13 protein-coding genes are annotated in these 13,603 nt (G+C 65.1%); 7 read left to right on the top strand and 6 right to left on the bottom strand.

Annotated elements, in window-relative coordinates:
- Position 1: 1 nt before the first annotated feature.
- The 4 genes from FJW07_RS00185 to FJW07_RS00170 form a co-directional block, all read right to left on the bottom strand.
- Positions 2 to 1,540, bottom strand: coding sequence for a DegQ family serine endoprotease (locus tag FJW07_RS00185; protein ID WP_140853674.1), 1,539 nt, complete (start codon positions 1,538 to 1,540; stop codon positions 2 to 4).
- Between the two features lie 186 nt (positions 1,541 to 1,726).
- The gene (locus FJW07_RS00180; protein WP_140853672.1) at positions 1,727 to 2,473 is read right to left on the bottom strand and encodes an MBL fold metallo-hydrolase; all 747 of its coding nucleotides are present in this window, start codon (positions 2,471 to 2,473) and stop codon (positions 1,727 to 1,729) included.
- Positions 2,474 to 2,487: 14 nt separating this feature from the next.
- Positions 2,488 to 3,654, bottom strand: coding sequence for a diphosphate--fructose-6-phosphate 1-phosphotransferase (locus FJW07_RS00175; RefSeq protein ID WP_140853670.1), 1,167 nt, complete (start codon positions 3,652 to 3,654; stop codon positions 2,488 to 2,490).
- A 235-nt stretch (positions 3,655 to 3,889) separates the two neighbouring features.
- A complete protein-coding gene (locus tag FJW07_RS00170) occupies positions 3,890 to 4,558 on the bottom strand; it encodes a L,D-transpeptidase (protein WP_246680637.1) in 669 nt (222 codons plus the stop codon).
- A 330-nt stretch (positions 4,559 to 4,888) separates the two neighbouring features.
- Between FJW07_RS00170 and FJW07_RS00165 the strand changes: the two genes are divergently transcribed.
- From FJW07_RS00165 to xylB, 3 genes are all read left to right on the top strand, one after another.
- Positions 4,889 to 5,512, top strand: coding sequence for a LysE family translocator (locus FJW07_RS00165; RefSeq protein WP_140853666.1), 624 nt, complete (start codon positions 4,889 to 4,891; stop codon positions 5,510 to 5,512).
- Positions 5,513 to 5,620: 108 nt separating this feature from the next.
- Complete coding sequence (locus FJW07_RS00160; RefSeq protein WP_181182546.1) at positions 5,621 to 6,940, top strand: tetratricopeptide repeat protein; 1,320 nt, start codon at positions 5,621 to 5,623, stop codon at positions 6,938 to 6,940.
- An 82-nt stretch (positions 6,941 to 7,022) separates the two neighbouring features.
- Positions 7,023 to 8,477: a xylulokinase gene (gene xylB, locus FJW07_RS00155; protein ID WP_140853662.1), complete on the top strand. Its 1,455-nt coding sequence runs from the start codon at positions 7,023 to 7,025 to the stop codon at positions 8,475 to 8,477.
- 197 nt (positions 8,478 to 8,674) lie between these two features.
- On the opposite strand, the gene FJW07_RS00145 is transcribed toward xylB, so the two are convergent.
- Complete coding sequence (locus FJW07_RS00145) at positions 8,675 to 9,037, bottom strand: nuclear transport factor 2 family protein (protein WP_140853660.1); 363 nt, start codon at positions 9,035 to 9,037, stop codon at positions 8,675 to 8,677.
- A gap of 113 nt (positions 9,038 to 9,150) precedes the next feature.
- On the opposite strand from FJW07_RS00145, the gene xylA reads away from it, so the two are divergent.
- A complete protein-coding gene (gene xylA, locus FJW07_RS00140; protein WP_140853659.1) occupies positions 9,151 to 10,476 on the top strand; it encodes a xylose isomerase in 1,326 nt (441 codons plus the stop codon).
- A gap of 171 nt (positions 10,477 to 10,647) precedes the next feature.
- On the top strand, positions 10,648 to 10,851 hold the full coding sequence (locus FJW07_RS00135; RefSeq protein WP_140702175.1) for a hypothetical protein: 204 nt from the start codon (positions 10,648 to 10,650) through the stop codon (positions 10,849 to 10,851).
- Positions 10,852 to 10,923: 72 nt separating this feature from the next.
- Here FJW07_RS00135 and FJW07_RS00130 read toward each other — a convergent pair whose 3' ends face one another.
- Positions 10,924 to 11,904: a GlxA family transcriptional regulator gene (locus FJW07_RS00130; protein WP_140853657.1), complete on the bottom strand. Its 981-nt coding sequence runs from the start codon at positions 11,902 to 11,904 to the stop codon at positions 10,924 to 10,926.
- A gap of 131 nt (positions 11,905 to 12,035) precedes the next feature.
- On the opposite strand from FJW07_RS00130, the gene FJW07_RS00125 reads away from it, so the two are divergent.
- Both FJW07_RS00125 and FJW07_RS00120 read left to right on the top strand, forming a co-directional pair.
- Positions 12,036 to 12,959 carry a 3-keto-5-aminohexanoate cleavage protein gene (locus FJW07_RS00125; RefSeq protein ID WP_140853655.1) on the top strand — a complete coding sequence of 308 codons (924 nt, stop codon included), beginning with the start codon at positions 12,036 to 12,038 and terminating at the stop codon, positions 12,957 to 12,959.
- Positions 12,960 to 12,973: 14 nt separating this feature from the next.
- Positions 12,974 to 13,600 (top strand): HD domain-containing protein, encoded by a 627-nt coding sequence (locus FJW07_RS00120; RefSeq protein WP_140853653.1) that lies wholly within the window; start codon positions 12,974 to 12,976, stop codon positions 13,598 to 13,600.
- Positions 13,601 to 13,603: the final 3 nt, after the last annotated feature.

The raw sequence follows: 13,603 nt of genomic DNA, 5'->3' as shown, positions 1-13,603 counted from the left end.
GTCAGCCGGCGGCGAAGGGCACGGCCACGAAGATCTGCGCGTCGCCGCGATCGATCAGCAAAAGCACCGACCTCTTGCCGGACTTGCCTGCCTCGGCGATCGCCTGGTTGGCCTGCCTGGCGGTCTTCACCGGCATCTGGTCGACGCCGACGATGACATCGCCGGGCTGGATGCCGGCGACCGAAGCCGCCTTGTCCGGATTGACCCGCTCGACCACCGCGCCGCGCTGGTTGCCGGCAAGGTTGAGCTGGTCGCGAATATCGGGCGTGAGGTCGGTCAGGCCGAGGCCGAGCGAGGGAACGCGCAAGCCCTGTTCGGCCGACGGGCTGCGGCCTTCATTGCCGTTCGACGCCGTCTTCTGATCGTCAGCGTTGCGGCCGACATCAGCGGAAATCTGCATCGCCTTGCCCTTACGCCAGACATCGAGCGTTTCCTTGGCGCCCGGCGACACGTCGGCTACGGCGCGCGACAGATCCTTGGGATCCTTGATCTCCTGGCCGGCGAAGCCGGTGATGACGTCGCCGGTCTCGATGCCCGCCTTGGCGGCGGGCGACCCGTCGGTGACCTGGGAAACCAGCGCGCCGCCCGGATGATCGAGGCCGATGGCGCTGGCGACATCCTGAGTGACCGGCTGGATCTGCACGCCAAGATAGCCATACTCGATGTCACCGCCCTTCATCAGCTTGGCGACGACCTTCTCAGCCTGGTCGGACGGGATGGCAAAGCCGACCCCGACACTGCCGCCATTGGGCGAATAGATGGCGGTGTTGATGCCGATGACATTGCCGTTGACGTCGACCAGTGGGCCACCGGAATTGCCGTGATTGATCGGCGCGTCGATCTGGATGAAGTCGTCGAACGGCCCGCTATGCAGGTCGCGGCCGCGCGCCGAGACGATGCCGGCGGTGACCGTGGTGCCAATGCCGAACGGATTGCCGATCGCCAGCACCTGGTCGCCGGTCATCAGCTTATTGGAATCGCCCCATTTGACGGTCGGCAGAGGCTTGTCGGCCTTGATCTTGAGCACCGCCAGATCGTTCTTGGCGTCGTGACCGACGAGCTTGGCGGGAAGCTCGGTACCGTCGTCGAGCGTCACCTTGATCGAGCTTGCGCCGTCGATGACGTGATTGTTGGTGACGATGGTGCCGTCCGCGCCGACGATGAAGCCGGAGCCAAGCGCCTCGGCGCGCTGCCCCTGCTGCTGCGGCGGCGCCTTTGGCATCGGCATGCCCTGGTCACCGAAGAACTGCTGGAAGAACTGGTCGAAAGGCGCATTGCCGCCGAGCGGCGAGCTCTCGTCCTGTGGCTGCGCCTTCATCACCGAAGTGATGGTGACAACGGCCGGCTTGGTGACGGCGATGATCGGCGCGAAGGAGCCGTTCGGAGCCGTAATGCCGGCGACGGGCGTCTGCGTGGTCGCGGCTACGGTGCTGAGGCCGGCATTGCTCTGGGCGAAGGAGACGATGACGGGCGAAATGATCAGCGCGGCGCCCAACAGGGCGGCGACGCGATGTCTGCGAAGAATGCTTGAGGGTGACATGGTCGTTCTGTCCGGGCGAGCGTTGGTCCGGCGTCGCGGGCGCTCCCACGGGATCGTCCGTCGACGTGCCGATGACCGGATTTGCCTGTCTCGCCGTGCATGGCAGCCGGCCGTCTCGACAGACACGCATCTAGGACGCCTAGTTGCCATAATTAGGGTTTTGAGGCGACCTTACGAAGATTTAATTCAGAGGGCGCTTACGAACCGCTCCCGGCGGCGCAGGTAGGACGAGGCCATTTCGCGCATGCGGGCGGCATCGAAGCTGGGTCCGTGGCCGCCATGGCCGATGCGGATCGGCAGGTAGAGCAGGCGCTGCATGGTGCGGCAATAGGCGGTGCGGTCCGAATCCGGCAGGTCGTCGATCAGCATGCCGTCATAGATGGCGTCGCCGGCGAAGAACAGGCCGTCGGTCTCGTCGAAAAGCGCGATCGAGTCCGGCGAATGTCCGGGCAGATGCAGCACGCGGAATTTCCGGTCGCCGAGATCGACGATATCGCCCTCGTCGAGCGCGCGGGTCAGCGGGGCGGGAGGAATGCGATAGTCAGCCGCCGTCCAACCCTGAGCCGGCAGCTTCGAGACGGCGCCGTCGAGATTGTGAAACATATAAGCGTAGGTGACGGCATCATCCATGCTTTCGAATTGCGCAGCGCTCATCTTCGGCCCCATGCGCAGCGGGAATTCGTGCAACGAGCCGACATGGTCGAGATGGATGTGGGTGGCGACGACGATGAGCGGCTTGCCGGCCGGCGTGTCGATCTGAGGCGCCAGCGGGCAAATACCCATGCCGGTGTCTACCAGCAGATCGGCGTCACGGCCCTTGAGATGCCAGATATTGGCGCGCACGAAATCATGCACGAACGGCTCGGTCAGCATCGTCGTCGCGGCATCGACTTTTGCCGTGCCGAACCAGTCGCCAAACTCAAGCTCGGGCATCGGGCCGCCGCCCATCAGACGAACGGCTTCCCGACCTTGTACTTTTCCGGCACCAGCCGCTTCAGGTAGGCCATGCCGGCTTCCGAAAGCTGGTTGACGTCCGGCTGCATGAAATCGTCGGGCATGTGGCGCGTCTTGCCGGCCACCGCCTTCAGCGGCACCTTCTTCAGCACGGTCTTCGACCCGTCATACTGGATCGCGACCGAGCCGCCGCCTTCGCCGGCGACGGCGACTGCGAAGGCTCCGGCGTCGAAGGCTTCCTTGGCGTCGACGGCGCTGATCGCGCCGACATAGCCGCGCGGCATGTAGCCCAGCGCGTCGACCCGCGCGCGCTTGCCCGGCAGGCCTTCGGCCAGAGCGCGTTCGAGCGCCGCCGGCAGGTCGCTGCCCGACAGTTTGACGTTGCCGTGCTGGTCGCGCTCGAGTTTGTCCGCCGGCACCAGGCTTTCGACCAGCGCCTTGCCATCGGCGGTGCTGACGCCTTCCGAGACGGCGACGATGCAGCGCTTGTGACGATCGAGCTTTTCGCGCACTTCATCGATGAAGCGCTTTGCCGAGAAGGCGCGCTCGGGCACGTAGATCAAATGCGGGCCGCTGTCGGGATCGAGCTGCCAGGCGGCCGCGGCAGCTGTGAGAAAGCCGGCATGCCGGCCCATGACGATGCCGACATAAATGCCGGGCAGCGCACGGAAATCGAGATCGACCGACAGGAACGCGCCGGCGACGAATTCGGCGGCCGAGATGAAGCCCGGCGTATGGTCGTTCTCCTCGAGGTCGTTGTCGATGGTTTTCGGCGCGTGCACGAAGGCGATCGAGCCGCCGGCGGCATCGGTCAGGATCTGCTGGGTGCCTGACGTGTCGTTGCCGCCGATATAGATGAAGGCGTCGGCGCCTGCCTTCTTCAAGCCGTTGAGGATGACCTCGCAATAGGCGGCGTCGGGCTTGTCGCGGGTCGAGCCAAGGGCGGCGCTCGGCGTGCCGGCAATCAGCCGAAGCCGGTCCTCAGGAATGGCGGAAAGATCGACATAATTGCCGTCGCGGATGCCGCGCACGCCGTGGATCGAGCCCAGCACCTTGGCGCCGGGATGGCGCTTGCGGATTTCCAGCGTGGCGCCGACGACAGTCTGGTTGATGACGGCGGTCGGGCCACCGCCCTGCGCGATGACGAAGGTTTCAGCCATGCTTTTTCACTCCCTAGAGCATGATGCCGAAAAGTGTGAAGCGGTTTTCGGACGACATCATGCTCTAATTCTTTGATTTGGAGACGGATTCAGATTTCAGGTCGAACAGACCTGAAATCATCCGGCTCTAGGCGAAGGCTTTCAGGGCACCTTCGCCTGTCTTGCGGCATCGCGCAACGGAAGAAACGGAAGCATGATCCTGAAAGTGGCGGCCGCACAGGCCGCCCGAAAAAGATCAGACCACCACGACCGGGTTCTTCTTGGAAACGCGGCTGTAGAGATCGATGATGTCCTGGTTGATCAGGCGCACGCAGCCCGACGACATCGCCTGGCCGATGCTCCACCATTCGGGCGAACCGTGGATGCGGTAGCCGGTGTCCTTGCCGTTCTGGTAGATGTAGAGCGCGCGGGCGCCGAGCGGGTTGGTGAGGCCGCCGGGTTGGCCGCCCTGCCATTTCACCAATTCCGGCTTGCGCTGGATCATCTCCGGCGGCGGCGTCCAGACCGGCCATTCGCGGCCGTACTGGATGTTGGCGCGGCCCGACCAGCGGAAGCCGTCCTTGCCGATGCCGACGCCGTAGCGGATGGCGTCGCCGCCCGGCTGCACCAGATACAGCATGCGCTCCTGCAGATGGACGACGATGGTGCCGGGCGCCTCGCCGGTCTGGTCGACGACGATCTGGCGGCGGAACTGCGGCTTGACCTTCCGCCACGGCACCTCCGGCACCTGGAAACCGCCGTCGGTGAGCGAGGCGTACATGACGTCGGGGCCGGTGATGTTCTTGTCGACGCTGATCGCCGGGCGCATGGGCGGCACGGAACCGGTGACGGTGTTGTCGAGCTGCATTTGCGGCAGGTCGAGCGTGTCGGTGGCGCTGCAGCCGGCCAGGCCGAGCAGCGCCATGGCGCCGGCACCGGAAAGCACGGCGCGGCGGGAAAGCTGAATTTCGGTATCGATTGCGGCGCCGTTGGAAGGCGGCGTCAGACTTTGCGGCAACTCGCGCATGCACCAAACCCTACGCTGCCGGCGGGAAGCACGGTCCGGCCGGATAGCGGGTATTTTCCTCATTCATGGTTGAAAAAGCGTGAAAGACTTTGCGCCGGCCTTAACCCTAACGCCTGGTTGCTTGGCCCCCACGCGCATAGCCGCTGACGAAGAGTTTTCCGCATCGGCTCTTTACATTCCCGGCGACCCCAGGATTTATCCTTTTCTTTGCGCTCAAGGAGCAGGGAAATGTCCTTCGAAAACTGGGCCGCCTTCGCCGCCGCCTCGTCCATCCTTCTCGTCATTCCAGGCCCGACGATCCTGCTGGTCGTCTCCTACGCGCTGGGGCAAGGCTGGCGCACCGCGCTGCCGATGGCGGTGGGCGTGGCGCTGGGCGACTTCACCGCCATGACGCTGTCGATGCTCGGCATCGGCGCGCTGCTCGCGGCTTCGGCCACGGTGTTCACCGTGCTCAAGGCGATCGGCGCCGGCTATCTCATCTATCTCGGCATAAAACTGTTCCGCGCCGGCGGCGCGCTGAAGGCCGAGCCGCGCACCGACGCGGTCTCGGCGGCAAGGATGATGGCGCATGCCTGGCTGGTGACGGCGCTGAACCCGAAGAGCATCACCTTCTTCGTCGCCTTCCTGCCGCAGTTCCTCGACCGGCACGCCGACTTCTGGACGCAGATGCTGATCTTCGAGACGACCTTCCTGACCTTGGCTTTCGCCAACGCCTTCGGCTATGCGCTGGTTGCATCCAGGGCCCGCGCGATCGTGCGCAACCCGAAGGCGATCCGCATCTTCAATCGCACCGGCGGCACGCTGCTGGTCGGCGCCGGCATCGCCACGGTGGCGATGCGCTCCAGCAGCTAGGCCTGGGGCAAAAGCGAGGCAGATCACGTCTCCGCGGTTGGCGGGTTGGTACGGGTTGCTCTAGGATCGGATCCCGACCGAAAAATCGTCGATAGCGAGGACGTAATGATGGAGGACGCATTCGGCCTGGCTTACTCGGGCGCGACTGAAGCCGGGTTCCCGTCCTATGCCCGCGCCGTGCATGAGCTGCAATGCTTCGTCGGCGACCCGGTCGCTACAATCGATCGCGCCATCGCCGACGATCCCGGCTTCGTGATGGCGCATGTGTTCAAAGGCTATCTGTTCGGCCTTGCCACGGAGCGGGAGGCGACGGCCGTCGTGCGATCCTGTCATGCGGCGGCGCAGCCGCTTGCCGGCGCCACGCGCGAACAGGCGCATGTCGCGGCGCTCGGCCATCTCGCCAATGGCCACTGGCATGAAGCCGCGCGCATCCTCGAGGACATCGCGATCGACACCCCGCACGACGCGCTGGCGCTGCAAGTGGGGCATCAGATCGACTTCTTCACCGGCAATGCGCGCATGCTGCGCGACCGCATCGGCCGGGCGCTGCCGGCCTGGCAAAAAGGCATGCCGGGCTACCACGCCATTCTCGGCATGCAGGCCTTCGGGCTGGAGGAGATGGGCGATTATGCCCGTGCCGAATCCTTCGGCCGGCAGGCTGTGGAGATCGAACCGCGCGATGGCTGGGCGCAGCATGCGGTCGCGCATGTCATGGAAATGCAAAGCCGACAACGAGACGGCATCGCCTGGATGCGCGCCGATCCCGACGCCTGGTCGAAGGACAGCTTCCTGCAGATCCACAATTGGTGGCACCTGGCGCTGTTCCATTACGATCTCGGCGAAACCGACGAGGTGCTCAAGCTCTATGACGGGCCGATCTATGGCGACCCCTCGACATTGGCGCTCAACATGGTCGATGCCTCGGCGATCCTGTGGCGCCTCACTCTGGGCGGCGTCGATGTCGGCGACCGCTGGGCGGCGCTCGCCGCCAACTGGATCCCGAAAGCCGCCGCCGGCAATTACGCCTTCAACGACGCGCATGCGATGATGGCCTTTGTCGGCGCCGGACTGGAGGCGCCGGCCAAGACGCTGCTCGAGGCGCAACGCGAAGCGATGCGCGGCAGCGACGACAATGCCGCCTTCACGCGCGATGTCGGACATCCGCTGACGCTTGCGATCAAGGCCTTCGGCGAAGGCAATCACGACGAGACAGTGCGCCTGATCCGGCCGATCCGCTCGATCGCGCATCGTTTCGGGGGCAGCCATGCGCAGCGCGACGTGATCGACCTGACGCTGATCGAGGCCGCTCTGCGCGCCGGCGATACGGCGCTCGCGCGGGCGCTGACGGCCGAGCGACAGCTGGCGCGGCCGGAAAGCCCGCTATCGGCGCTGTTCATGCGGCGCGCCGCCGATTTGTCAGAGAATTGACCCGGGACGGATCTTGCCCTAAAAACTGGCCAAGCCAGATTTTTTCGAGATCCGAAAAAATTAACGGCATTGGGAGGAAATCATGTATCTCGGCCTCGACCTGGGCACATCGGGCGTCAAGGCGCTGCTGATCGACGGCGGCCAGAAGGTCATCGGCTCCGGCCACGGATCGCTCGATGTCTCGCGGCCGCATCCGGGCTGGTCGGAACAGGATCCGGCGCATTGGATCGAGGCATGCGAGGCGGCGATTGCCGAACTCAAGGCTTCGCATCCAAAAGAGCTGGCCGCGGTCAAGGGCATCGGCCTTTCCGGCCAGATGCATGGCGCCACCCTGCTCGATGCATCGGACAAGGTGTTGCGCCCCTGCATCCTGTGGAACGACACCCGCAGCCATGTCGAGGCGGCCGCGCTCGATGCCGATCCGCGCTTCCGCAAGCTCACCGGCAACATCGTCTTTCCGGGCTTCACCGCGCCAAAGCTTGCCTGGGTGAAGGAACACGAAGCCCGGATCTTTGCCGCCGTCGCCAAGGTGCTGCTGCCCAAGGACTATCTGCGGCTCTGGCTGACCGGCGAGCATATTTCGGAAATGTCGGATTCGGCCGGCACATCGTGGCTGGATGTCGGCAAGCGGCGCTGGGCGCCCGAATTGCTTGCGGCGACGTCGCTCGACGAGAAGCACATGCCGTCGCTGGTCGAGGGCACGGCCAAGGCCGGTGGGCTGCGCGGTGAACTCGCTTCCAAGTGGGGCGTCGCGGCGGGTATTCCTGTTGCCGGCGGCGCCGGCGACAACGCGGCCTCGGCCTGCGGCATGGGCACGGTCGGCGCCGGCCACGCCTTCGTCTCGCTCGGGACGTCGGGCGTGCTGTTTGCAGCGAACGCCTCCTATTTGCCCAACCCGGAAAGCGCGGTGCACACTTTCTGCCATGCGCTGCCCAACACATGGCACCAGATGGGCGTCATCCTGTCGGCCACCGATTCGCTCAACTGGCTATCGGAAATCACCGGAAAGGGCGCCGGCGACCTGACGCGTGAACTCGGCGATGCGCTGAAGGCGCCGACAGGCGTCACCTTCCTGCCCTATCTTTCGGGCGAGCGCACGCCGCACAATGATTCCGCCATCCGCGGCTCCTTCACCGGGCTCGCGCATGAATCGAGCCGGGCGGTGCTGGCGCAGGCGGTGCTCGAAGGCGTCGCCTTCGCTTTCCGCGACAGTCTCGAGGCCCTGAAGAAGGCCGGCACGGAGCTGACGCGGGTGACCGCGATCGGCGGCGGCTCGCGCTCGCGCTATTGGCTGAAGGCGATCGCCACCGCGTTGCAGGTGCCGGTCGATATTCCCGCCGATGGCGATTTCGGCGCCGCCTTCGGCGCGGCACGGCTGGGGTTGATCGCCGCGACGGGTGCTGATCCGTTGGCCGTGTGCACAGCGCCGGCAACGGATGCGACCATCGAGCCGGACGCAAGCCTGGGTGGCGCCTTCGCGGATGCCTACCAGCGCTATCGCGCGCTCTATCCGGCGATCCGGGCGGTAACCGCGTGAGCAGGCGCGAGGCCCCCCTCTCTGCCCTGCCGGGCATCTCCCCCTCAAGGGGGGAGATTGGCAGTTGGGGCGCCCTGCTCCTTCCTGCAACGCTGGAGATTAGCGAAAGCCGGCGTGACGTCCGATCTCCCCCCTCGAGGGGGAGATGGCCGGCAGGCCAGAGAGGGGGGCCTCGCACCGCCCCTCCGAAATTAGCCTCACTGCGCCGGCACCTTATCCAAAAACCCGGTGACGCTCTTGAGGCGGCCATCCTCGATGACGCCGATATCCGTTCCCTCGATGACGGACTCCGTGCCTTCGGGTCCCAGATTCCACGAGAAACGGATGCGGTCGGCGAAGCCGTCCGGCTCACCCTTCAGCGAGAAGCGGAAGCCGGCAAAGCGCTGCTGCACGCCGTCGATCAGTGCCGCGACGCCGGCGTGGCCGTCGCCGTGCATGACCGGGTCGCGATAGCTGACATCCTTGGTGAAGGCCGCGTCGAGGAGTGCCTTGCGGCGGGCCGCATCGCTCTCGTTCCAGGCGGCGATGTAGTTGCGGGCGATCGTGTTGAGTTCGGTCATTGTCATCATCCTTCGTTGGATCGTTTCGACATGACGCTTTTCGCGCCGCAAAAGAGTGAAACCAATTACGCCTGAGGTAATCGGGCGAAACCATCTCGGAGAGGAAGGAAACCATGAGCAGCGGATTTTTCGGCGACATCAAGACAATCAAATATGAAGGGCCGGATTCGACCAATCCGCTCGCCTATCGCTTCTACAATCCGGACGAGGTCGTCGCCGGCAAGCGACTGGAAGACCATCTGCGCTTCGCCGTCGCCTATTGGCATTCCTTTGCATGGCCGGGCGGCGACCCGTTTGGCGGCCAGACCTTCGACCGCCCCTGGTTCGCCAAGCCGGGCGGCGTCGACACGATGGAACTGGCCAAGCTCAAGGCCGACGTCGCCTTCGAAATGTTCTCGCTGCTGGGGGCGCCCTATTTCTGCTTCCACGACGCAGACGTGCGCCCGGAAGGCAAGGATTTTTCGGAGAGCGCCGCGCGCCTCGACGAGATCACCGACTATTTCGCAACCAAAATGAGCGAGACCGGCGTCAAGCTGCTATGGGGCACGGCAAACCTCTTCTCGCACCGCCGCTTCATGTCGGGCGCGGCCACCAATCCCGATCCGGACGTGTTCGCCTATGCGGCCGCGACGGTGAAAAGCTGCATCGACGCCACCAAGAAGCTCAAGGGCGAGAACTATGTGCTGTGGGGCGGCCGCGAGGGCTATGAGACGCTGCTCAACACCGACCTTGCCCGCGAGCAGGAGCAGGCCGGCCGTTTCCTCAATCTCGTCGTCGATTACAAGCACAAGATCGGTTTCAAGGGCACGATACTGATCGAGCCGAAGCCGCAGGAGCCGACCAAGCACCAGTACGACTACGACGTCGCCACCGTCTATGGCTTCCTCAAGCGCTTCGGGCTGGAGAAGGAAGTAAAACTCAACATCGAGCAGGGCCACGCGATCCTGGCCGGCCATTCCTTCGAGCATGAGCTGGCTTTGGCGAATGCGCTCGGAATCTTCGGTTCGATCGACATGAACCGCAACGACTACCAGTCGGGCTGGGACACGGACCAGTTCCCCAACAACGTGCCGGAAATGGCGCTGGCCTATTACCAGGTCCTGCAGGCCGGCGGCTTCAAGACCGGCGGCACCAATTTCGACGCCAAGCTCAGGCGCCAGTCGCTCGACCCGGGCGACCTCCTGATCGGCCATATCGGCGGCATGGATGCTTGCGCGCGCGGCCTCAAGGCGGCGGCCAAGATGATCGAGGACAAGGCGCTGTCCGGCCCGCTCGCCGAGCGCTATGCTGGCTGGAACACCGCCGAAGGCAAGGCGATCGTTTCGGGCGAGCGCACGCTGGAGGAGATCGCCGAGCGCGTGGTGAAGGAGAAGATCGAGCCGCAGCCGCGCTCCGGCCGGCAGGAACTGCTGGAGAACATCGTCAACCGCTACGTCTGATCGCTCAGGCGGAATGCCCGACCGTATTGCATTCGCGCGGGGCAGAACTTCACGACAAGGTTTTGCCCCGAGCCGCCCCTTAATCGCCCCGCTCTTGCCTTCAAACAGCCGTCACGGAACTCGTATAAACGTAGCTCCTGTGGCGGGTGAAGAAGAAGGAGGCGAACCGATATGCAGCATGAACGCGAAATCGACGCCCTGCTCTCGTCCGGCGAAACCGGATCAATCATCGACCGGCTGATGGCATTGCCGCGGCCGACGAACGACGTGAAGACCGAATGGGATCGCGCCGTCAGCAACCGCTTCGAAATCCGTCTTGCGAGACAGATGCGCTCGCAGATGGACAGCGCCAGCGACCGGCAGACCGCCGCTTGAGCGAGCAGCAGGCTGCCGCTTGAGCGAGCGGCAAGCCGCCGCCTCAGCGAGCGGCAAGCCGCCGCCTTAGCCCTACCCTCGGCGAAGCCTGACCGGCGCCTCGCCGAACGCTCTCGAAAATGCCCTGGAAAATGCTGCGGCGGACGAAAAGCCTGTCCGCCCGGCAATATCGGCCATGGCAATGCGCGTATCGACCACCAGGCGGCGGGCGGCGCTGAGGCGCAGCCTCAGATAATAGGCGCCGGGCGTCTCGCCGATCGACTTGCGAAAAATGCTTTCCAGCGTTCTCGCCGTGACGCCGGCGCGTTTTGCCACGGCGTCGATGGTGAGCGGCTGGTCGACATGCGCTTCCATCAGCCGGATTACCTGGGCAAGCCGCGGATCGTAGCCGTCGAGCCGGCCGAGCGAGACCAGCGGCTGCGCGTCGGTCGCGGCGCGCGCCTGGTCGTAAATGAAGACGCTCGCTACATCGAGCGCGGCGGCCATGCCGAGCCTTGTGCGGACCAGATGCAGCATCAGGTCGAAGGTCGGCGAGGCGCCGCCGGAGGTGAAGACCGGCCCGTCGATGACATAGCGATCCGGCCGCACATCCACGCCCGGGAAAGCGGCGGAGAAATCCTCCATGTCTTCCCAATGCGTGGTGGCGCTGCGGCCCTCGAGCAGGCCGGCGCGCGCCACCAGCCAGGTTCCCGCCTCGACACCACCGCAAGCGCGTGCAGCGCGCGCTGCCCTGCGCAGGCCCGCGAGCAATGCCGACGTGGCGTAGTTCTGCGTGCCGAAGCCGGCGACGACAACCAGCATGTCGGTGGCCTCGGCCGCGTCGAAGCGGCCGCTGACAGCCACGGGAAGGCCGCATGTCGTCACCGGCGCCTCGCCGGTGACCGAGACCAGCTTGAAATCGAACGGCGTCTCGCCTGAGATGCGGTTTGCGGCGCGCAGCGGGTCGACCGCCGAGGCCACGCACATGATCGATGACCCCGAGAACACGAGGAGCGTAACCTTCAGCGTCTCGCGCTCGGACCGAAAGATGGTCGGTTTTTCGCTTTTGATCATGAGAGCTTCGTAAAACGCAAAACAGTTTCCGGCAAGTCGGGCATTCTTGCTGAGTTGCCGTGCATGCCGTGCCGCTATCGGCTCCCGCTTCTGGGTGGCATGCATGGCCGATCGAATCTGGGAGGATCAAGATGCCGCTTGCGATGAACCGCGAGGTCTTCATTACCTGTGCCGTGACCGGCTCCGGCGGCACGCAGGACCGCAGCCCGCATGTGCCGCGCTCGCCCAAGCAGATCGCCGATTCGGCGATCGACGCCGCCAAGGCGGGTGCGGCGATCGTCCATTGCCATGTGCGCGACCCCGAGACCGGCAAGCCGAGGCGCGACGTGCATCTCTACCGCGAGGTGACCGAGCGCATCCGCGAAGCGAACGTCGACGTGGTGCTGAACCTGACCGCCGGCATGGGTGGCGACATGGTGTTTGGCTCGCCGGAAGCGCCGCTGCCGCTCAACGAGAAGGGCACCGACATGGGAGGCGCCACCAACCGCATGGAACATGTGCGCCAGTGCCTGCCGGAGATCTGCACGCTGGATTGCGGCACGATGAATTTCGCGGAGGCCGATTATGTGATGACCAACACGCCCGGCATGCTGCGCGCCATGGGCGGTATGATGACGGCGCTGGGCGTGAAGCCGGAGATCGAGGCCTTCGACACCGGACATCTGTGGTTCGCCAAGCAGCTGGTCGAGGAAAAGGTGCTCGACCCGGATGCGCTGGTGCAGCTCTGCATGGGCGTGCCATGGGGCGCGCCGGACGACCTCAACACCTTCATGGCGATGGTCAACAACGTGCCCTCGACCTGGAACTGGTCGGCCTTCTCGATCGGCCGCAACCAGATGGCCTATGCGGCGGCGGCCGTGCTTGCCGGCGGCAATGTCCGCGTCGGCCTGGAAGACAATCTGTGGCTCGACAAGAGCGTGCTGGCGACAAACGCGCAGCTGGTCGAGCGCGCGGCCAGCATCGTCACCAATCTCGGCGCGCGCGTGCTCGGGCCTGAGGAAGTGCGCAAGAAGCTCAATCTCACCAAGCGGGCACCGATCGCGGCCGCGGCGTAAGGCGGGCGTTGGTCATGGCTGATACCGTCAAATTCACCGCGATGAAGGACGGCGACAAGGAAGACTACGAATTCCTGACCGCCCATGAGATCGACTATGCCGCCAAGACCGGCGACCGGCTGCTCGACGCGCTCGTGCAGTTGGACGAAGGGCTTTCCGGTTACAAGATCACCCGGCTCGGCCATTCGCTGCAGGCGGCGACGCGGGCCTGGCAGGACGGCGCCGACACCGACTGGATCGTCTGCGCTCTGCTGCACGACATCGGCGACATCTACGCGCCCTACAATCACGACGAATATGCGGCCGCGATCCTGAAGCCCTTCGTGCGCGAGCAATGCACCTGGGTGGTGGAAAAGCACGGCGACTTCCAACGGCTCTACTACGCGCATCACCTTGGCGGCAACCGGCATACCCGCGACCGCTTCGCCGGCCATCCCTATTTCGACGACTGCGACCGGTTCTGCGAGCGCTGGGACCAGTCGAGCTTCGATCCCGACTACGAGACACTGCCGGTCGAGTTCTTCCGGCCCTTCGTGCTCGAAGTCTTCGCCCGCAAGGCCTACGACCCGGCGGTGATCCGCGCCGGCGAGCGCGTGGCCCTCACCAACCCCGATACAGCCAAGACGAGAACCGGAGCCTGACAA

This window comes from Mesorhizobium sp. B3-1-9 (genome assembly GCF_006439595.1).
Lineage (GTDB): Bacteria > Pseudomonadota > Alphaproteobacteria > Rhizobiales > Rhizobiaceae > Mesorhizobium.
Note: the sequence above shows the minus strand (reverse complement) of the source record. Positions and strands in the feature narration are given on the sequence as shown.